This is a genomic window from Polynucleobacter asymbioticus QLW-P1DMWA-1, from assembly GCF_000016345.1.
GTDB classification, from domain to species: domain Bacteria; phylum Pseudomonadota; class Gammaproteobacteria; order Burkholderiales; family Burkholderiaceae; genus Polynucleobacter; species Polynucleobacter asymbioticus.
This window is the reverse complement of the sequence record NC_009379.1, coordinates 798,789-817,827: the sequence shown is the minus strand read 5'-3', so window position 1 is coordinate 817,827 and position 19,039 is coordinate 798,789. Positions and strand designations below refer to the sequence as shown.

Here is a 19,039-nt window from a genome sequence, read left to right as displayed (position 1 = left end):
ATCATAACGCCTCCGACCCTCAAGCCCATAGAGGCTCGGCACAAAGTTGGTTTTTAGCTATTCGAACTAAACTAATAGGGCTAAAAAGCCTATTTTTAAGAAATTTCAGGAAATTTGAATGAACGCTATAGAACTAGTAGAGCAATTCGGACCAAGGGAGTCGATGGACTATGACCTAGTCATTGTTGGGGGTGGTCCTGCAGGTCTTTCGGCGGCGATTAAAGCGAAACAACTGGCAAGCTCTACAGGGAAAGATATTAGCGTCTGCGTTCTCGAAAAAGGTTCTGAAATCGGCGCTCATATTTTGTCTGGGGCAGTGATGGATCCCAAGGCATTAACTGAACTCTTTCCTAATTGGAAAGAAATGGGTGCGCCTCTGGATACCGAAGTTAACCAAGATCAATTTCTATTCTTAACGTCAGATAATTCGTATCAAGTTCCAAATTGGATGCTGCCCCACTGTTTTAAGAATGAAGGCAACTATATTGTCAGTCTTGCCAACGTCACTCGTTGGCTCGGCGCGCAAGCTGAGAGTCTGGGCGTAGAAATATTTCCTGGATTTCCAGCTGCAGAAATTTTATATAACGAGCAAGGCGCAGTGTCTGGCGTGATTACCGGATCCATGGGCCTGGATAAAGAAGGTAACCCTACTGATCAATTTCAGTTAGGCATGGAATTACGAGCTAAGTACACTCTCTTTGCTGAGGGTGCCCGCGGCCACCTAGGCAAGCAGTTGATTGAAAAATTTGCATTGGATAAAGATGCTGATCCCCAAAGCTACGGTATTGGCATTAAAGAGCTTTGGGAGGTAGAACCCTCCAAGAGCAAGCCTGGCCTGGTAGTTCATACCGCTGGCTGGCCTTTAGAAAGTGATACCTATGGTGGCTCCTTTTTGTATCACTTAGGCGATAACAAGGTAGCTGTAGGCTTGGTGGTTGGCTTGTCTTACAAGAACCCATACCTTTCTCCATTTGAAGAATTCCAACGTTACAAATTGCATCCCAAGATTCGCGAAACATTTGAGGGTGGTAAGCGGATTGCTTATGGTGCACGAGCACTTACTGCGGGCGGATTAAATAGCCTACCAAAAACAGTATTTCCAGGCGGGGCTTTGATTGGTTGTGATGCAGGCTTTTTGAATGCTTCACGCATTAAAGGAAGTCATGCTGCAATTAAAACTGGCATGCTTGCTGCAGAAGCTGCAGTTGCTGCCTTGAATGAAAATCGCTCTGCTGATGTTTTAGCGTCCTACCCTACTGCCTTCCAAAATAGCTGGCTCTATACCGAACTCAATCAGGCACGCAACTTTAAGCCATGGATGTCTAAAGGCTTATATGTAGGCACGCTCATGGTTGGCTTAGAGCAAAAACTGTTGGGCGGCAATATGCCGTGGACTGTGCATCTTAAACATGCAGACCATGAATGCTTAGAGCCGGCTGCCCAACATCAGCCTATTGAATATCCAAAGCCTGATGGTAAGCTGACTTTTGATCGACTGTCTTCGGTATTTATTTCCAATACCAACCATGCTGAGAACCAACCCATTCATCTGACTTTAAAAAACGATGCGGTTCCGGTGGATATAAATCTAGCTAAATATGCTGGCCCAGAGCAACGCTATTGCCCAGCTGGTGTTTATGAATACGTAGAAACTGATGGCAAGCCCCGTTTACAAATTAATTCTCAAAACTGTGTTCACTGCAAAACCTGTGACATTAAAGATCCCACTCAAAATATTGTTTGGGTAACACCAGAAGGAAGCGGCGGTCCTAACTACGCCTCAATGTAAATAATGATGATTCTGCACACCATGCTTCGTGTTGGCGACTTAGATCGCTCCGTTCATTTTTATACTAAAGTGTTGGGCATGAATATTTTGCGAACTACCGAAAGGCCGGAACAAAAATACTCACTAGTCTTTGTGGGCTTTGGCAAAGGAAATGCTGATGGACAATCAGAGCTTGAGCTGACCTATAACCATGGTGTTCATTCCTATGACTTGGGAACGGCTTACGGACATATTGCAATTGGCGTTCATGATGCTTATGCTGCTTGCGACAAAATTAAAGCGGCAGGTGGCAATGTCACTCGTGAGGCCGGTCCCGTTGCCGGTGGAGATACCATCATTGCCTTTGTAACCGACCCTGATGGTTATAAAATTGAATTAATTCAGCGCTAATAGTGACAGATTCTGAGCAGTTCCATTTAGAAATCCTTGATCATCTATCGGATGTAACTGCCGCTGACTGGAATGCTTTACTTGGCCCTGACTCGGGCCCTTTTCTAAAGTATGAATTTTTAAGCGCACTCGAGAAAACTGGATGTGTTGGCGGTAATACTGGGTGGCAAGCTGCCCATCTGGTATTAAAAAAAGCAAACCAACTAGTAGGTGCAATGCCTTTGTACTTAAAGCAACACTCCTACGGTGAATTTGTCTTTGATTGGTCTTGGGCACAAGCCTACGAACAGCAAGGCTTGAATTACTACCCCAAGATTCTTGGCGCAATTCCATTTACACCTGTCCAGGGTTCACGCATTCTATTCCTTGCTGGTTTAAATAAAGCTGAAATTCAGAATGCATTAATTAAAGGTCTTAAATCATTGCTAATAGAGAATGATCTGTCCTCTGCACATGTTCTATTTCCAACAACTGGGGAGGTAGAGCAACTAAAGGGGCATGGCTTCTTATTAAGAGACTCCGTACAGTTTCATTGGCATAACCAAGGCTTTCAAAATTTTGAACAATTTTTGGCGGCTCTCACCATGAAGCGCCGTAAAAATATTCGCCGCGAGCGTGAGCAGGTAGCAAGAGAAGCTATCTCGTTTAAACATGTGTCCGGCAAAGCCTCTACCGATGAAGATTGGGAATTCTTTTTTGATTGTTATCAGAATACTTATCTTGAGCATCAGTCTAGCCCTTATCTCAGCGAAGCATTCTTTAAGTTGTGGGTACGGCAGATGCCAGAAAATTTACATCTGATCTTGGCTCAACGAGATGGCATTTCAATTGCTGCATCCTTGATCGTAGTAGATCGCGAATCATCGAAAGCCTATGGAAGGTATTGGGGTGCTCTTGAACGTGTTCCTTGCTTACACTTCGAGACCGCATACTACCAAGCCATCGAGTATTGCATTAAGGAGGGGATTCAGACTTTTGAGGGTGGCGCTCAAGGCGAGCATAAGATGGCGCGTGGATTTTTACCCACCACTATTCAATCAGCCCATTACATTAAAGACCCCAGATTTTCAAAGGCAATTGAACACTTCTTGCAACGCGAACACCAAGGCATTGGGGCCTACGTTGATGAGCTCGCCGAGCATAGTCCGCTGAAATCGACTAAAGTACCCACATGAATTCTGGAAGCACTAAACCTCAATCGCAAGATGGCTCACATTCCCTTTCTACAGGGGATGATGAATCTGATTCACCATGCATCGGCGTATGCACTACCCTCTATGATGAGATTTGCCAGGGTTGCGGCCGCACCTTAGGTGAAGTGAGTAACTGGGTCTTTTTATCTGATGAAGAAAAAATGTCTGTTTGGAAACGCATCAGAGCAGAAGGGACTGCCACCCGCTTCCAACGACAGGCAAAAGAAAATAAGCCCATTTAAAGGGCTTATTTTTATGCTGACTGATTTGCTGCAACCGCTTTATCCAGCCAGTGCCTGGCTACGCAGATACTCCTCATAAGTCCCAGAGTAATCCACTACAGTGCCATCCATCTTGACTTCGAGGATACGGTTGGCCAAGGCAGAAACGAACTCGCGGTCATGAGAAACGAAGATTAAAGTGCCGTCAAATTTCTCAAGAGCAATCTGCAAACTCTCAATCGATTCCATGTCCATGTGATTGGTTGGCTCATCCATTGCAAGCACGTTATATTTTTGAAGCATGAGTTTGCCCCAAATCATACGGCCCTTTTCTCCGCCAGAAAGAACCTTGACTGACTTGCCAATGTCATCACCAGAGAACAAGAGGCGCCCCAAGGTGCCACGGATTACTTGATCGTCATCACCAGTGTTGCGCCACCAATTCATCCAATCCATGAGCAATTCGTCTTTTGCAAACATCTCAGTATTGTCTTGCGGCATGACGCCAACGTTGGCATTCTCAGCCCACTTCACATCACCACTATCTGCAGCAATACCATCAAAGCGTTTGCTGAGAATAGTTTTCAGGAGTGTTGTCTTGCCTGCACCATTCTGACCAATGATGGCAATTTTTTCACCGGCACGAACACCAAGTTTAAAGTTTTTAAAGATCACACGGTCATAGGCTTTAGTCAGTGCGTTGCACTCCACCGCCATGTTATGTAATTTCTTCTCTGTATCAAAACGAATAAATGGGTTTTGACGTGAAGAAGGTTTTACTTCAACGATTTCGATTTTCTCTAACTGACGTTGGCGTGAAGTTGCTTGACGTGCCTTAGAAGCATTTGCAGAGAAGCGAGCTACGAAAGCCGCTAATTCAGCAATTTTCTCTTTGGCTTTTACATTAGAGCTCAGTTGCTGCGTACGTGCCTGTACAGAAGCAAGCATGTAAGAATCGTAATTTCCTGGATAGACTTTCAATGTGCCGTAGTCCATATCAGCCATATGGGTGCAGACTTCATTGAGGAAGTGGCGATCATGGGAAATAATGATGATGGTGCTCTTAATATCATTAAGAATATCTTCAAGCCAATGAATGGAGTGAATATCCAAGTTATTGGTTGGCTCATCTAAGAGTAAGACGTCAGGATCAGAGAACAAAGCCTGTGCTAGCAACACACGTAACTTCCAACCCGGAGCAACGTTACTCATGGGGCCATTGTGTTGTTCAATGGGAATACCAATACCTAATAACAACTCACCCGCTTTTGCTTCAGCGGTATAGCCGCCGTACTCGGCGTACTTACCCTCAAGCTCTGCAGCTTTCATGTAATCTTCATCAGTAGCATCTGGATTGGCATAGATAGCATCCCGCTCAGCAGCGGCCTTCCACATTTCTTCGTGGCCCATCATCACCACATCAAGTACACGCACATCTTCGTATGCAAATTGATCTTGGCGCAGCTTACCCAAACGAACGCCTGGGTCTAGACTGATGTTCCCGCTGGTTGGTTCTAACTCACCACCCAAAATTTTCATGAAGGTCGATTTACCGCAACCATTAGCGCCGATCAGGCCATAACGATTGCCGCCGCCAAACTTGACGGAAATATTTTCAAACAGGGGTTTTGCCCCAAACTGCATAGTGATATTAGATGCGGACAGCACGGATGTTTTCTAGCTTTCTGAAATTCAATTCAACAGATACCCCCTAGACCGGGGGCAAAGACCGTTATTTTAACGGTTTAGAGCAGGAAAAGTCTGAAATTGAGAACTAATCAGACTTTGACCCTAAATGGGGTGAAATTCGTATGAATATCGTAGTGATCCTCATTTTCCTTACGTTTAAGGAAATTCACGACCCAATAGGTTAAAGGCGTTGCCAAGACTTCCCAGGCTGTTTTCAGGGCATATTGGGCTAAAGCCACCTGAATCACTTCGTCTGTTGGCCACAAGCCATAGAAAGCGAGCATATAAAAGAAGGAGGAATCTACGAGCTCCCCTACTGCTGTTGAGCCAATCGTGCGCATCCACAAATAGCGGCCTTGAGTCCAAATTTTCATCTTGGCCAATACATAGCTATTTACAAAACTGCCACACCAGAAAGAAAACATAGATGCCAAAGCAATTCGCCATGAATTACCAAAGACAGTTTCTAAACCCTGTTGATAGTTCGCCATGTACTCGCCAGGAGCCACCGGTAACGTGATCACAATTTGCGCCATGATGGCAGCAAACACTAAGGCAGCAAAACCAGCCCAAACCGCGCGTCGATCATATGCGTATCCGTATACCTCGGTGAGGATATCCCCAAAGAAATAGGAAATCGGAAAGAATAAGATGCCGCCGCCAAAAGGGACTGTCCCAAAATAAGGCAAGGTCACTACTGCGGCTTTTCCGGCGCCAATAAAGTTCGAGCACAGGAGAACCACCACAAAGGCAGCCAAAATAAGGTCGTAATAACGATGGTGACGTCTTGGAGAGTCCATAAGCTCAGAAAAATGGATAATAGAAAGAAGAATATCCGCATTCCTGAAAATACGCAGGAAGCAGGAAAAATTAAACAATAGGACGACTAATACCATGAGCAAAGCCAGCTTCAATTGGGCAGACCCCCTCCTCCTCGATACTCAGTTAAGCGAGGAGGAGCGCATGATTCGTGATGCAGCTGCTGAATATGCCCAGGGCCGTTTGATGCCCCGTATTCAAGAGGCTTACCGCAATGAAACCACTGATCCAGCGATCTTTCGTGAAATGGGTGAGCTCGGTCTTTTGGGTGTGACCATCCCAGAACAGTACGGTGGATCTAATTTAAATTACGTTTCTTACGGACTCATCGCACGTGAAATTGAACGCGTGGATTCTGGCTATCGCTCCATGATGAGCGTGCAATCTTCACTAGTGATGGTACCCATTAATGATTTTGGTACTGAAGCGCAAAAGCAGAAATATCTTCCCAAATTAGCCAGCGGCGAATGGATTGGTTGTTTTGGATTAACTGAACCCAACTATGGCTCTGATGCTGGCGGCATGATCACGCGCGCTAAGAAAGTTCCTGGCGGCTTTTCTCTCACTGGTTCGAAGATGTGGATCTCAAACGCACCTATCGCAGATGTTTTTGTAGTGTGGGCAAAAAATGATGAGGGCATTATTCGTGGCTACATCCTAGAAAAAGGAATGAAAGGCTTAAGCGCCCCCAAGATCAGCGGTAAGCTGGGTTTACGTGCCTCGATCACCGGTGAAATCGTGATGGATGAAGTATTTGTACCGGATGAAAATGAATTCCCAGAAGTGACTGGCCTCAAAGGCCCTTTCACCTGCCTGAACTCTGCTCGTTATGGCATTTCATGGGGGGCATTAGGTGCTGCTGAGTGGTGCTGGCATGCTGCCCGCCAGTACACCTTAGATCGCAAACAATTTGGTAAGCCTTTGGCTGCCAATCAGCTAATTCAAAAGAAGCTGGCTGATATGCAAACTGAAATTGCATTGGGTTTACAGGGCTGCCTGCGCTTGGGTCGCATGAAAGATGAAGGTATCGCAGCTCCAGAAATTACCTCGATCATGAAACGCAATTCTTGTGGCAAGTCTCTGGATATTGCCCGGATGGCACGAGATATGCACGGTGGCAATGGCATCTCTGATGAGTATGGTGTGGCGCGTCACATGATGAATCTGGAAGTAGTGAATACCTACGAAGGCACTCATGACATACACGCCTTGATTCTAGGTCGCGCGCAAACTGGCATTCAGGCTTTTAGCTAGCAAGACAACTAAGGTAATGACATACTAAAAAGCACCCTCAGAGGGGTGCTTTTTTATTGGAAAGCTTTAAAGATAAGTATGGGTAATTAATACCTTGCATCCTTAGGTTTCTCGCCATTTGGCCAATCTTTACTCTTATCAGTAAAGTCTGGTCTACCCATGTGTGAGAAATATTCAGCAACGTCTACTGCCTCCTGGTCTGTCAAGCTGCCACCCTGACCAAGCGGAAATTTCGTGTTGTGACCCATAGGCATATTTTGCTTAATAAATGCTGCAGCTGTATATGTACGAGCCATGCCAGCCCCTAAGTTAAAGGATTCATCACCCCAAACCATAGGAAAAGCATAGCGTCCATCTGCCTTCTTCACGCCTTCACCATTATTGCCATGACATACAGCACATTGCGCTTGGTACACCACTTTTCCATTATCAACATTGGGCATTAAAGCTTTATCAATCTTTCCAACTCCACGACCAGGAATCTGATCACCCTTCTGATATGGGCCATTAACCCAGTTCATATAAGCAATCATCGCCTTCATTTCATTCGAATCTTTTGCAAGCGCTTTTCCATTCATTGAGCGCTTGAAGCAGCCGTTGATTCGATCTTCAAGATCAATTACCTTGCCTGCACGTGGAGCATAAGCGGGAAATTGAGCGGCAACGCCAATATACGGGGAAGCATTAGCTACGGTTCCTGCATTGGTATGGCAACTACTGCAATTCAAACTATTGCCCACATGATCTGGTAACAATACGCCCGTCTCTGACATTAGACGCATTCCATAGACTAGTTGACTTGAATTGGTTTTATCAAGCATCTTAGAAAAGCGAGGGGTAACAAATTTTGATTTTGTGGCAATCTCGAGTTGAAGCTGATCGCGTACAGCCTTCACTTGATTTGGTGTAACCGCAGGTGCGCTATTACCCCAGGATGATCGAATAAAGGAAATAATTCCTGCTAACTCCGCATCATCTAAAGAGCCATATTCTGGCATTCCCACAATTCGATGATTTGTTTTTGTTTCGGTTGAACGCCAGCCACTTAACACCACATGAATTACAGACGTAGGATCATCTGAAAGAATTGACTTATTCCCAGCCAATGGCGGAAATACTTTTGGAACACCCTTACCATCGCTCAAATGGCACGTAGAGCAAAACTGGTAATAAGAAAGTCCATTTTTAGTCTTATACAACTGAGACTTCTCAACAGCAAGAATGGGCTGCATCTGCGCATCAGATTCATTACTCAGAGATTTTAAATAGATAGCCATAGCCATTAAATCTTCATCTGTGAAATGCTGAGTACTTAAGCCAATGACCTCTGTCATCGTTCCGTAAGCAGTCGCATGTTGATTCTTTCCTGTTTTTAAGAAAGTAACAATTTCTGGTGCCGTCCAAAGATTTCGTAAATTGACTGCATGCCAGCTATCAACTGTCGATCCTGAAAGGAAATATTTACCATTGGAGCCGTCCTGGCTCATGGCCTTCTCTTGAAATAAAAGACCGCGGGGGGTATGGCAGGATCCACAATGCCCCATACCCTGAACAATATATGCGCCGCGATTCCATTGCGATGATTGTGCAGAATCCTGAATGTATGGCTTACTACCACCAAAGAGAATATTCCAAAAGCTCAGGCCCCAACGCATGTTGTAAGGCCATTTCATTTGACTTGGAATGTTTTTTTGCTCGACTGGTGCAACTCCAAACATCAAATACTGATAAAGAGCATGCATATCATCAGTAGTCATCTTCGAATAGGATGGATAAGGCATTGCTGGATATAGATTATGCCCATCAGCTGCCACACCTTTGCGCATTGCCCTATCAAATTGTTCAAAGGTATATCGACCTATGCCGGTCTTTTCATCGGGCGTAATATTGGTCGAATAGAGTGCGCCAAAAGGGGTCTTCAACTCCAACCCACCGGCCATCGGCTTTCCATCTTTATTGGTATGGCATGCAACACAATCACCAAGGTGAGAAAGATATTCACCCCTCTTGATGATGTCGCCAGAATTCTCTACAGCACCTACGCTTAAGCTATACGCCGCAAAAATAAAATAGATAGCCCTTAATAACCAATTCATGAAATATTCATACCCTAAGTAACAATGCGATAACAGCGCATTGTCAGTATGGGGGAATCCCGAATGCTGACCTTGATATAAATCATCATTTGCCCCTACATTTCAAAATGCTAGGCGAACTTGATATAGATCAAACTGATTTCAGGTTACATATGGGGGAGTCAATGCGCATCACAATTACCTTCGCTGCTTTAGCAAAGGCCTCATCACCATCATTTTCTAGCTGCACAAAGTTCTCAATTTTGTATTGAGGAAAGTTACGCACAATAGATGATTGATAAGACGGGTCATAGTGCTTGACCAACAACTCCTCAACTAATTCTGGAAAATGACCTGCATCAATTGCTTCATTCCATTTAGCAATTTGTACTTTTCCGTAATGCGCTGTGAGCAAAGCTAATTTGGCTTTGAAATTATCGGTATCACTCAAAAAATGATGGTACTCACGAATCAACCACGATACCCGCGTCTGAGTACTAGACCTCAACTCAATGCAGGCGCCATTGCGAATTTTTTCCATCAATGCGTCGGGGATATGTACACCCCCAACCTTCTTGCTTTCAGACTCAACCAATACAGTCTTGCTAGGATCTAAAGTACGGAAAGCATTCCATAGCTCTGTTTCAAAGGCTTTTTGTGAGGGCTGCTCAATATTGGGCTCATTACCCAGCACTGAACCCCGATGAATTGCCAGGGCTTCAAGGTCCAAAACTTGCGCGCCTAGCTTCTGAGCCTCTTGCAAAATTCTCGTCTTACCGCTACCCGTCATTCCACATACAACCAAAAATGTATATTGCTTAGCAGCTTCTTCCAGACCATCAATCACTGTCCGCCTAAAACCTTGATAGCCACCTTCGAGCTGTTTGGCCTTCCAACCTATCCGATTGAGAATATGGGTAAAGGCACCACTTCTCTCGCCGCCGCGCCAGCAATAAATTAATGGGCGCCATTCACGTGGCAAGTCTAGTAAGTGATTTTCCAGATGATTGGCAATATTGCGAGAGACCAATGCGGCACCCAGTTTTTTAGCGGCAAACGGTGAGACTTGTTTATACAAGGTACCGATTTGGATGCGCTCTTCATTGCTCAGAACGGGATAATTTACCGCTCCAGGAATATGGTCTAACGCAAATTCTGCAGGTGATCTCACATCAATCACAAGATCAAACTGATTTAACTCTGTAAGAAATTGATCTAATTTAAGAATATGGGGATTACTAGGTTGCATGCTGCCAGACTAGCGTAACTTCTGCAAGATATCGTCTGGCCAAGGCGCGGACTTATTGGTAGTCAGATCTACCCAGACCATAGTTGCACCTCCAATAGCTGCTTCTGTCTCTGGGTCAGTCGTCAAGGCCATACTGGTGTAGACATCCATACTAGTTCGCCCGATAGCGCCAATAGAAGTTTTGAGAATGAGCTCTCCAGGATAAGAAAGCTGTTTGTAGAAGTTACAAAAACCGTTCATCATCAACATAGAATTTCTGCCAGGAGCTACTTGATAGCCCAAGGAAGTAATCCACTCTACTCGCGCCTGCTCCATATAACGAAAGTAAATCGTATTATTAACATGGCCATATGCATCCATATCACCCCAACGAATGGGGGTGATCATCTCATGAACGAGCTTGCGCTCCGAAGGTATATCAATGCGCATGAAGAGTATGTGTGGCGGACTTATCTAACTTGCAATGCAAGTTGATACAAATTAGTTGACCGTGCTCCAGAGCGGCAGAATGCCAGTACTGGTTCGGGCATTGTTGCCAATAAACGCGCCATCTCAATTACTTGCTCAGGCGTAATAGCGCCAGAGACTACCGGCAAGTATGCGTAATTTAAGCCTAGCTTTTCTGCTTCAGCCTGTATATCAGCATTCTTTGGCTGATCAGGGCCACCCTCACCGTCTGGACGATTATTAATGACACTTTTATAGCCTTGTTTAGCAATCTCTGCTAAATGAATTGGCTCGATTTGGCCAAGAGTACCGAATTGTGCATTATGGCAAGAAATTGGAAGACTCATCACACCCTCTGTTTTAAATAAATTTTTGATAAATTTCATTTGATTCTAAATTATGCTTGTTTTGGTTTTTGCTTATGGGCACTAAAGAATCGCTCACATACTTTCATTCCCACCAGCATCGCCACGATAAATACAAAAGCCTTTAAATAACCAGCACCCAAGGCAACAATAGCTGGTCCAGGACAAATACCTGCTATTCCCCAGCCAATACCAAAAACAAAGCTGCCAATAACTAATGGCTTAGTAATATCACGCCTAGTAGGAACATGCAAAGCACCCCCGAAAAAGGCTTCACTTCTTTTGCTTACAACATAAAAGCCACCTAAACCAACCAGGATTGCGCCAACCATCACAAATATCAGAGAAGGATCCCAAGATCCAGCGATATCAAGAAAGCCTAAGACCTTTTTGGGATTGCTCATCCCGGAAATAATTAATCCCCAGCCAAATAAGACACCAATTGCGTACTGGCTAACGAGTCCAAAATGTTTTCTCATCTCAGGCTCCGATCAAATGACGCAAAACGAACACCGTTATAAAGCCTGCGCCCATAAACGTCAGAGTTGCAACCAAAGAACGTGGTGACAGTCTGGATAAACCACAAATACCATGACCACTAGTACAACCTGAGCCATATTGAACGCCAAAGCCAACCAGTAAACCGGCTGTTATGATTCCAAGCCACTCTGTATCAATCTGAATAATGGGGCGAATATCAAAAATTAAGGCCGCCAAAAAAGGGGCAGACAATAATCCAAGCACTAAGCTAAGCCGCCACGTGATGTCCCCTGCTTTGGGATGGATCAAGCCAGAAACAATACCGCTGATTCCTAAGATTCGGCCATGAAGTACTACATAAAGCGCCGCTGCTACACCTAGCATCATTCCACCAAGTAAGGATGGAATGGGTGTAAACGAAAGCCAGTCGATTTGCATTACTTGTTTTCCAGTCTCTTTGTCGTTAACTGCAAGGATTGGGTGCTAAACGCATCTGTAGATAGCGTACACCTAAATAACCACCAAAAATAAATCCTGGTAACGCCAATAAAGAACCTAGGGCTAGAGTAGATATGCCACTTAAACCTTGACCCACTGTACATCCTAACGCAGTGACACCACCAAAGCCCATCAGGGCTGCTCCAACCAAATGATTAGCCGTATCTTCTGAATTATGAAATGATTCCCAACGAAAAGATTTAGTCATGACTGCAACGACTGCAGATCCCAAAATCATCCCGACAACCGCAACAATGCCAATCGTAAGTACTTTAGAGGTATCGCTATACATCATTAACCAATCCAAAGAATAAGCATATGGTGCAACAAATGAAAGACTCTCCATCTTCCCGGAATTAGTGAGTAAAAATACTTCCTCAAGCGTATTTGGATCCTCGGCAAGGTGTCCAAGGCTGCCTGATACCCACCAAACGGCAGTAATGGCAAGACCGACCGAAATACCAGCAAAAATATTTTCTGCAGTTCTAAATGCTTTATCCGCTAAAGCATACGCAATAAATGCAATTCCAATAATCAAGCCAAGCGCTAAATGCAAATTTGCTCTCGCCATGCCAAGTGGTGCTGAAAGTAGGCTGGGCAAATCTTGTGGTGAAGCGAATGTGATAAATACAGTGTCTAAAGTATTGATCCGAATAACACCTAAAAATCCTCGCAAAGTCATGTATGCAGTTAAACCCAAAACCATAAAGACAATCACTGACTTTAAATTGCCGCCGCCAATACGCACCAGGGTCTTGCTACCACAGCCAGATGCAAGCACCATACCCATGCCAAATAAAATACTTCCTACAATCGTTGAGAGCCACAAAAACTTATTGCTTGTGTAGATCGTCTTCAAAGAATCAATCAAACCTAAGTGAGCCAAGAATGTAAAACCAAGAATGGCCACTCCAATCGCTAGGAACCACTGCCTTAATCGATTCCAGCTGGAAATAATAAAAACATCGGAGATGGCACCCATGGTGCAAAAACCCGTTTTTTGCATCACCATACCAAGTGCAAAAGTAATAGCAAAAGTTGTCCAAAGAACTGCTTTTCCTAAAGAGTGGATATCAAGGACTTCCATAGTAATTAGATTCAGAAAATTAAGGCTTGAATTTATAAAATTGCTTATTCAAATAAGCAGTGACGTCAGCCTCATCTTCAGGGAAAAGATCAAGACGTAACTCAGTGTTGCAGCGCTCAACCATCGATTTCAGCTTTGCTAAGGAATTCACCTTGCTGTCAGATCTTGTATAAATCGCATCCCCATTACCAAAGGCAGTTTTCTTTGAATGACAGGAATAACACTTATGTTGGTCAATTTCTTTGCCATTTTCAAGATTCGCGGTCGCAAAAGAGCTCACACTGAAGCCAAACATGGCTAAGGCAAATGACGTACGAGTAAATGCGGTGAATTTCATTACAAATCAGTGATTTATGGCATAAACCACTATTTTAGAGCCAAGTGACTAATTTCACCTTATTCCGCCTGAATCGATAAATAAACGTTATAGGCATTCATGCGATTAGCCGCTCTAAATAAAGGCATACCTTCATATTCAGACCAGTCGGCCTGCTTATAGGCCTCTTCAAAAGGATCCATATTAATTGCTGCGGGCGTCATCGATTCTCGTAAATACTTGAGGTAGCTTCGAGTAAATGCAATATCTTGGGCTGGATTGACTGAATAAGCTCCGTGACCCGGAATAACAATATTAGGCTTAAGTTGCTCGATTTCATCCAATGCGTGTAGCCACCCCTTGCTATCTGCATTACCCACAAAAGGAATGCGACCCCGAAATACCAAATCTCCAGCAAAGAGTACTTTTTCTGAGGGCACATACACCATCAAATCTTCAGGAGCGTGAGCTGGACCAACACGGGTGATGTAAAAATCTATTCCACCAATAGTCAATTTAGTCTTTTGATCGATCCAAACATCGGCTGAAATTAATTTTGTGTTGGCATTTACCCAAGGTGAAAAATCAATTCGTGACGCGATTAATCGTTGCTTTGCTGTTTCAGAAGAAAGGTAATTTCTACCCTCGCCTTGGGCATAAATCGTTGCACCGATTTTTTTAAATTCCTGCAATCCATAAACATGGTCTGCGTGATAGTGGCTTACGATGACTGCAACGACTTTTTGATTCGTGACCTTCTTAATTTCAGCAATTAGCTTTTGCGCAAGAATGGGCGAGCCCAAAGCATCCACCACCACTACACCGCCGGGGGTGACTACAAAACCAGCATTAGATATAAAGTTTTGATTTGCACTACTTCCCATTTCAGGGCGCCCCTGTACAAAATAGGTGTGTGGTGCAACTTGAATTGGCCTAAGTAATATATTGTCAGGAGCGGCTATCTGGGCAAAGGTGGACCCAAAAAAGAATAGGGATCCAATCAGGACCCCTATCGAATTTCGTAATAAACCAATCATTTCGGTTAATCGTTATGGCTTGATATAAGCAAAGCCATCCTTGTATTGCAAGTCCGCAACACGAACAACACCTGATGGAGTGAAATCAGCATCGAGAATAAATTGATCTTTCTTAAGATTGCGATTTTTTAAAGTAATTTCACATACTTCAAATTTGACGCCACGAGACTTCAATGCCCCAATCAGTGGTGCGTACTCGATATTATTTTTCTTGTCTTTAGCACCTTCCATCAATAAATCAACGCCATTGGCATGGGTGACGACAATGATGGTGGTATCAGGGGCCGTATCCAAATGGTTACGAATATTACGCAACCCCTTTAGACCTTGTGATTCAGCATCATCAATGTGATAAACCACTTTTGTTGCGCCTGTGTGCTGTGCAAATGCCATTGAACCAAGACCAAAAGTCAGTATGGTGGCAAGAAATAAGTTGATGAGTTTTTTCATCTCATTGACCTTCAAATAAGGGGTTTAAATAGGAGCCATACCAGGGTTGTTAGCAACCCCTTTAACAACGGGCTCATTGAGTTTCACTGCTTTGACAACCTTCACATCTTTTAGGTGACGTTCAATCACATCCCAAATTGGCTCACCACCAGCGTTTTTAGCCTCTTCACTTACAGGCGCCCAACCGGCAACCTTATATGTCTTGCTAGCTTCAATAGATTTGCCATTTAAACGCATATCCGAGATGCGATTTCCAGCGCTCTGGACTGGATCGATGGTGTATTGCATACCCCCTACGCGCACCATATCACCTCCTTGTTGATAGTAAGGATCTGGGTTGAATAAGTTATCCGCCACATCTTCTAGGATAGTTTTAATGGTTTCACCAGTCATATTAGTAACAGTGGTGTACGGGTAAGTAATGGCTGTTTGATCTAACAGGTTTTCACGTGTAATGGCTTGACCTGGCAATAGACTTGTTCCCCAGCGGAATCCTGGAGAGAAGGCAATCTCAGCATTCTTCTGAGACATCAGACCATCAAGAATCAGTTGATCAAAACTACCATTAAAGTTACCGCGACGATACAGAAGACCTTCGGTAGTTGCTAATTTCTCATTTAGCTTAGTTTCATAAGGTGCCCTGACCTTTGCTATCAACTTATTCATTGCTGGATCGGCAGGAATCATGTTTGAGAAGATAGGGAAAAGTTTATAGCGGAAATCTACAGCCTTGCCACCCTTCACATCAAAATCTAAAACACCCAAGAACTTACTGTTAGAGCCAGCATTAGTAACTAGGGTTACACCTCCAGAATTCTTAACCTTTACTGGGATAGGAACGCCGTCATGAGTATGGCCGCCCATAATTGCATCTAAACCACTCACACGGGAAGCCATCTTCAAATCAACATCCATACCATTGTGAGAAAGCAAGACGACTACTTTAGCGCCCTTAGCTTTAACCTCATTGATTGTTTTTTGAAGATTTTCTTCCTGAATACCAAAGGTCCAATCAGGCGTGAAGTAACGGGGGTTTGCAATTGGGGTATAGGGGAATGCCTGTCCAATAATGGCAACTTGAATGCCATTTTGTACTTTCATAACATATGGATTAAAAACAGAATCGCCAAAATCTGCCGTCTTAATATTTTGCGCAATAAACGAAACTTTACCTTTGAAATCGCCGTTTACGATCTCCATTACACGCTTTTCACCCAGAGTCATTTCCCAGTGAGGCGTCATTACGTCAACACCCAATGCAAGTGCTGCATCAACCATATCCTGGCCATTAGTCCAGAGGGCTGTACCTGATCCCTGCCAAGTATCTCCTCCATCAAGCAATAACGCACCAGGGCGATTTGCCTTCATTTGTTTAATGAGGGTTGCCATGTGAGCAAAGCCACCCATCTTGCCGTAATTCTGTGCTGCAGCGACATAGTCTAAGTATGTAAAAGCGTGCGCATCACGAGTGTCCGGGGCAATACCATTTGCCTTTAAAAAGTATTCGCCTACTAGGTGCGGTGTTTTGCCTTCTTGCGAACCAATCCCAATATTTACATTAGGTTCACGGAAGTAAATTGGCAATAACTGAGCATGGCAGTCTGTGAAATGCAAAAAATGGACGTTACCAAATTTAGGCAAATCATAAAATTTTTGCGCATTACTTTGAGCGCTTACAAAATTAGATTGGAGGCTCATCCCTCCTGCAGATGCTATAGCTAAAGCTTGCAAAAAATCGCGACGACTTAATGACATAAGATTCCTTCTATGAAAACAGGCCTATCGGCCTGTCTTTCATTTATTTATTGATTAACTGGTGAAGTTGGATCCAATAGCAATGCCATCAAATCTTGAATTTGCTGCTCATTCAAGAGCTTAAAATGAGCAAACCGAGGCATATTGCTACAAGCGTTATATGCCTTTGAATTATTGATCCGATTCCAGGTATAAACCACTAACTCTTGAGAGTTACCGCGTAACTTTCCATAGTTCCAAAGAGAAGGCCCAATCGTTCCATAAGAAATTTCTTTCTTATCGATTTGATGGCAGTTATAACAACCGCCGCCAATTGGAGTATCAGCTTTGTCAGTCCAAGTGGCACCACGACCGCTTTGGGCAATCGCTTCACCCTTTTTCCAGTCACCAATGTACTTGCCATCAGATGGCTGCTTAATATCATCCATATTGATTTTTTGGATCTTTTCACGCATCCCTTGGGCTTTTTCACTACTAGCAAATACAGGGTCAGAGCAAAACTTTTGTGTTTCATCTTGTTGAATGCGATCTAAACCAGCAATACCCTCAGCCCTAAAACCATCCTTCATCATTTTGTTAAATTTAGGATCATTTTGTTGTTGAGCAAAGACACTACCCTGCGTTAAAACCAGAGTTAAAGCTATTCCGGTAAAAGCGAAGATGGATTTAATGTTCTTAGTTTTCATTTTCTCTATCTCTTATCCATTAACGCTTCAAACCAGGGGTCTCTACTATTCCACCATTGGCATTCTTTGCCATATACATAGATAACGCTATGGTGACATCGGAGGCATAAATTGGGAATGGGAAGCGCTGTTGACGATAGCAATCATTTAAACGTTGTTGCATGGTCCAAAATTGGCCGCTAGATACGCGATATGCAGGCCAAGAACCCCATCCCATCGCTGCGCCCTTCTGAGTCGTCAAATTGGGGAGATCCTGCAAGCGAATGCGTTTACCATTTTCTCCATGACACGATGCACATGAGAAGTCCATAGGGCCGCCTTCGAAATAAAATGCACGCTTACCGAGCTCATACATCTCTTTTTCTTTTGGGTGATTGGTGCTGACATTAATCTTTTCACCTTTAGACAAAGTGACGACGTAAGCAACAATAGCCTCCATGTCCTTTTTGGGGCCCACTTGAAATGGTGCATCAATCATTTCTTTTGGGTTACGACCTTGCAAGTTCTGCATACAAGTCATCAAGCGCGACTCAAGATCTTGCACTCTATTGGTATCTTTGAAGTAACGCGGCAACTGCGCTGCCGCGCCCTTCACAACTCCTGGTCCAAGGCCTAAGTCACACTTTTCTAGCGTGGCATTTTTGGGGCCAGTAGGTTTCTTCCAAAGATCTTCGCCAGCAGCCTCATATAGTTCTGAAGGATTTCCATCAGCAATCATCTCACGATACTTTGCGATCTCATCAGAAGCTGTTTGGGCAAACACTGAAGATGAAATCGATAAGCTCGCTGCTAATATTCCTAGGGCCAAGCCCAAGGTGAATTTACGATGCATTTGTTTCCCTTTCAAAACTATGAAGGCAATAATAGGAGGCAATACTTAAGAAGCAGTAGCTTCGTCAGTACGCTTATCGCCCTTATTATCCAGCCAGCTAACTACAATTTTGTCGCCTTTAGCACCCTTGTATTTAAAGTTCAAAAATGGATCCTTAGATACTGCTGGACCAAATTGAGCATTTAAAACATCTTTGCCATTAGCTTTTACATTGATGGTGGTGATGTGCCATGCAGGAATTACTTTTCCTGATGCGTCTTTACGCTGGCCAGACTCCATATCATGCTTCATCAAAATTTTTACATCCACAATTCCACCGTTTTCGGCTGCTCTTACGCGCATTGGATCAGACATATGTTCCTCTTGTAATCTAGTAATTAGTTAAATGTTTATACAGATTGGGTGAG

Annotated in this window: 21 protein-coding genes; 5 read left to right on the top strand and 16 right to left on the bottom strand. The window is 43.9% G+C overall.

Going from position 1 to position 19,039, the window contains the following annotated elements:
* The first annotated feature begins 118 nt into the window (after positions 1-118).
* The 4 genes from PNUC_RS04285 to PNUC_RS04270 are packed head-to-tail and all read left to right on the top strand — an operon-like array spanning position 119 to position 3,614.
* Positions 119-1,789: an electron transfer flavoprotein-ubiquinone oxidoreductase gene (locus PNUC_RS04285; RefSeq protein WP_011902667.1), complete on the top strand. Its 1,671-nt coding sequence runs from the start codon at positions 119-121 to the stop codon at positions 1,787-1,789.
* A 3-nt stretch (positions 1,790-1,792) separates the two neighbouring features.
* Complete coding sequence (gene gloA, locus PNUC_RS04280; RefSeq protein WP_011902666.1) at positions 1,793-2,179, top strand: lactoylglutathione lyase; 387 nt, start codon at positions 1,793-1,795, stop codon at positions 2,177-2,179.
* 2 nt (positions 2,180-2,181) lie between these two features.
* Positions 2,182-3,354 carry a GNAT family N-acetyltransferase gene (locus PNUC_RS04275; protein ID WP_011902665.1) on the top strand — a complete coding sequence of 391 codons (1,173 nt, stop codon included), beginning with the start codon at positions 2,182-2,184 and terminating at the stop codon, positions 3,352-3,354.
* On the top strand, positions 3,351-3,614 hold the full coding sequence (locus tag PNUC_RS04270) for a DUF1289 domain-containing protein (protein ID WP_011902664.1): 264 nt from the start codon (positions 3,351-3,353) through the stop codon (positions 3,612-3,614). Before PNUC_RS04275 ends, PNUC_RS04270 begins: the two co-directional genes overlap by 4 nt.
* Before the next feature lie 39 nt (positions 3,615-3,653).
* Here PNUC_RS04270 and PNUC_RS04265 read toward each other — a convergent pair whose 3' ends face one another.
* Both PNUC_RS04265 and PNUC_RS04260 read right to left on the bottom strand, forming a co-directional pair.
* Positions 3,654-5,261 (bottom strand): ABC-F family ATPase, encoded by a 1,608-nt coding sequence (locus tag PNUC_RS04265; RefSeq protein WP_071540364.1) that lies wholly within the window; start codon positions 5,259-5,261, stop codon positions 3,654-3,656.
* A 110-nt stretch (positions 5,262-5,371) separates the two neighbouring features.
* Entirely contained in the window at positions 5,372-6,082 is a 711-nt protein-coding gene (locus tag PNUC_RS04260; protein WP_011902662.1) for a queuosine precursor transporter, read from the bottom strand.
* Positions 6,083-6,176: 94 nt separating this feature from the next.
* Between PNUC_RS04260 and PNUC_RS04255 the strand changes: the two genes are divergently transcribed.
* Positions 6,177-7,355 (top strand): acyl-CoA dehydrogenase, encoded by a 1,179-nt coding sequence (locus PNUC_RS04255; protein ID WP_011902661.1) that lies wholly within the window; start codon positions 6,177-6,179, stop codon positions 7,353-7,355.
* An 86-nt stretch (positions 7,356-7,441) separates the two neighbouring features.
* Here PNUC_RS04255 and PNUC_RS04250 read toward each other — a convergent pair whose 3' ends face one another.
* From PNUC_RS04250 to soxZ, 14 genes are all read right to left on the bottom strand, one after another.
* Positions 7,442-9,451, bottom strand: coding sequence for a c-type cytochrome (locus PNUC_RS04250; RefSeq protein ID WP_011902660.1), 2,010 nt, complete (start codon positions 9,449-9,451; stop codon positions 7,442-7,444).
* Positions 9,452-9,581: 130 nt separating this feature from the next.
* Positions 9,582-10,679: a tRNA 2-selenouridine(34) synthase MnmH gene (gene mnmH / locus PNUC_RS04245; RefSeq protein ID WP_011902659.1), complete on the bottom strand. Its 1,098-nt coding sequence runs from the start codon at positions 10,677-10,679 to the stop codon at positions 9,582-9,584.
* 9 nt (positions 10,680-10,688) lie between these two features.
* Positions 10,689-11,108: an acyl-CoA thioesterase gene (locus PNUC_RS04240; RefSeq protein ID WP_011902658.1), complete on the bottom strand. Its 420-nt coding sequence runs from the start codon at positions 11,106-11,108 to the stop codon at positions 10,689-10,691.
* A gap of 20 nt (positions 11,109-11,128) precedes the next feature.
* Positions 11,129-11,512 carry a TIGR01244 family sulfur transferase gene (locus tag PNUC_RS04235; RefSeq protein ID WP_011902657.1) on the bottom strand — a complete coding sequence of 128 codons (384 nt, stop codon included), beginning with the start codon at positions 11,510-11,512 and terminating at the stop codon, positions 11,129-11,131.
* An 11-nt stretch (positions 11,513-11,523) separates the two neighbouring features.
* On the bottom strand, positions 11,524-11,970 hold the full coding sequence (locus PNUC_RS04230; protein WP_011902656.1) for a YeeE/YedE family protein: 447 nt from the start codon (positions 11,968-11,970) through the stop codon (positions 11,524-11,526).
* Position 11,971: 1 nt separating this feature from the next.
* On the bottom strand, positions 11,972-12,409 hold the full coding sequence (locus tag PNUC_RS04225) for a YeeE/YedE family protein (protein ID WP_011902655.1): 438 nt from the start codon (positions 12,407-12,409) through the stop codon (positions 11,972-11,974).
* A 25-nt stretch (positions 12,410-12,434) separates the two neighbouring features.
* Positions 12,435-13,556: a YeeE/YedE family protein gene (locus PNUC_RS04220; RefSeq protein WP_011902654.1), complete on the bottom strand. Its 1,122-nt coding sequence runs from the start codon at positions 13,554-13,556 to the stop codon at positions 12,435-12,437.
* Between the two features lie 19 nt (positions 13,557-13,575).
* Complete coding sequence (locus PNUC_RS04215; RefSeq protein ID WP_011902653.1) at positions 13,576-13,893, bottom strand: hypothetical protein; 318 nt, start codon at positions 13,891-13,893, stop codon at positions 13,576-13,578.
* Positions 13,894-13,952: 59 nt separating this feature from the next.
* Positions 13,953-14,756, bottom strand: coding sequence for an MBL fold metallo-hydrolase (locus PNUC_RS04210; protein ID WP_223245950.1), 804 nt, complete (start codon positions 14,754-14,756; stop codon positions 13,953-13,955).
* 165 nt (positions 14,757-14,921) lie between these two features.
* Positions 14,922-15,359, bottom strand: coding sequence for a DsrE family protein (locus PNUC_RS04205; protein ID WP_011902651.1), 438 nt, complete (start codon positions 15,357-15,359; stop codon positions 14,922-14,924).
* A 24-nt stretch (positions 15,360-15,383) separates the two neighbouring features.
* Entirely contained in the window at positions 15,384-17,114 is a 1,731-nt protein-coding gene (gene soxB, locus PNUC_RS04200; RefSeq protein ID WP_011902650.1) for a thiosulfohydrolase SoxB, read from the bottom strand.
* 47 nt (positions 17,115-17,161) lie between these two features.
* On the bottom strand, positions 17,162-17,800 hold the full coding sequence (gene soxX / locus PNUC_RS04195; RefSeq protein ID WP_011902649.1) for a sulfur oxidation c-type cytochrome SoxX: 639 nt from the start codon (positions 17,798-17,800) through the stop codon (positions 17,162-17,164).
* 19 nt (positions 17,801-17,819) lie between these two features.
* Positions 17,820-18,632 (bottom strand): sulfur oxidation c-type cytochrome SoxA, encoded by an 813-nt coding sequence (gene soxA, locus PNUC_RS04190; protein WP_011902648.1) that lies wholly within the window; start codon positions 18,630-18,632, stop codon positions 17,820-17,822.
* 45 nt (positions 18,633-18,677) lie between these two features.
* Positions 18,678-18,986: a thiosulfate oxidation carrier complex protein SoxZ gene (gene soxZ / locus PNUC_RS04185; protein WP_011902647.1), complete on the bottom strand. Its 309-nt coding sequence runs from the start codon at positions 18,984-18,986 to the stop codon at positions 18,678-18,680.
* Between the last annotated feature and the right edge of the window lie 53 nt (positions 18,987-19,039).

Bases quoted from the DNA above. Each gene is read 5' to 3' on its own strand.
- PNUC_RS04285 (WP_011902667.1), top strand. From the start codon at position 119: ATGAACGCTATAGAACTAGTAGAGCAATTCGGACCAAGGGAGTCGATG.
- gloA (WP_011902666.1), top strand. From the start codon at position 1,793: ATGATGATTCTGCACACCATGCTTCGTGTTGGCGACTTAGATCGCTCC.
- PNUC_RS04270 (WP_011902664.1), top strand. From the start codon at position 3,351: ATGAATTCTGGAAGCACTAAACCTCAATCGCAAGATGGCTCACATTCC.
- PNUC_RS04260 (WP_011902662.1), bottom strand. From the start codon at position 6,082: ATGGACTCTCCAAGACGTCACCATCGTTATTACGACCTTATTTTGGCT.
- PNUC_RS04255 (WP_011902661.1), top strand. From the start codon at position 6,177: ATGAGCAAAGCCAGCTTCAATTGGGCAGACCCCCTCCTCCTCGATACT.
- PNUC_RS04250 (WP_011902660.1), bottom strand. From the start codon at position 9,451: ATGAATTGGTTATTAAGGGCTATCTATTTTATTTTTGCGGCGTATAGC.
- mnmH (WP_011902659.1), bottom strand. From the start codon at position 10,679: ATGCAACCTAGTAATCCCCATATTCTTAAATTAGATCAATTTCTTACA.
- PNUC_RS04240 (WP_011902658.1), bottom strand. From the start codon at position 11,108: ATGCGCATTGATATACCTTCGGAGCGCAAGCTCGTTCATGAGATGATC.
- PNUC_RS04235 (WP_011902657.1), bottom strand. From the start codon at position 11,512: ATGAAATTTATCAAAAATTTATTTAAAACAGAGGGTGTGATGAGTCTT.
- PNUC_RS04230 (WP_011902656.1), bottom strand. From the start codon at position 11,970: ATGAGAAAACATTTTGGACTCGTTAGCCAGTACGCAATTGGTGTCTTA.
- PNUC_RS04225 (WP_011902655.1), bottom strand. From the start codon at position 12,409: ATGCAAATCGACTGGCTTTCGTTTACACCCATTCCATCCTTACTTGGT.
- PNUC_RS04220 (WP_011902654.1), bottom strand. From the start codon at position 13,556: ATGGAAGTCCTTGATATCCACTCTTTAGGAAAAGCAGTTCTTTGGACA.
- PNUC_RS04215 (WP_011902653.1), bottom strand. From the start codon at position 13,893: ATGAAATTCACCGCATTTACTCGTACGTCATTTGCCTTAGCCATGTTT.
- PNUC_RS04210 (WP_223245950.1), bottom strand. From the start codon at position 14,756: ATGGGAAGTAGTGCAAATCAAAACTTTATATCTAATGCTGGTTTTGTA.
- PNUC_RS04205 (WP_011902651.1), bottom strand. From the start codon at position 15,359: ATGAAAAAACTCATCAACTTATTTCTTGCCACCATACTGACTTTTGGT.
- soxB (WP_011902650.1), bottom strand. From the start codon at position 17,114: ATGTCATTAAGTCGTCGCGATTTTTTGCAAGCTTTAGCTATAGCATCT.
- soxX (WP_011902649.1), bottom strand. From the start codon at position 17,800: ATGAAAACTAAGAACATTAAATCCATCTTCGCTTTTACCGGAATAGCT.
- soxA (WP_011902648.1), bottom strand. From the start codon at position 18,632: ATGCATCGTAAATTCACCTTGGGCTTGGCCCTAGGAATATTAGCAGCG.
- soxZ (WP_011902647.1), bottom strand. From the start codon at position 18,986: ATGTCTGATCCAATGCGCGTAAGAGCAGCCGAAAACGGTGGAATTGTG.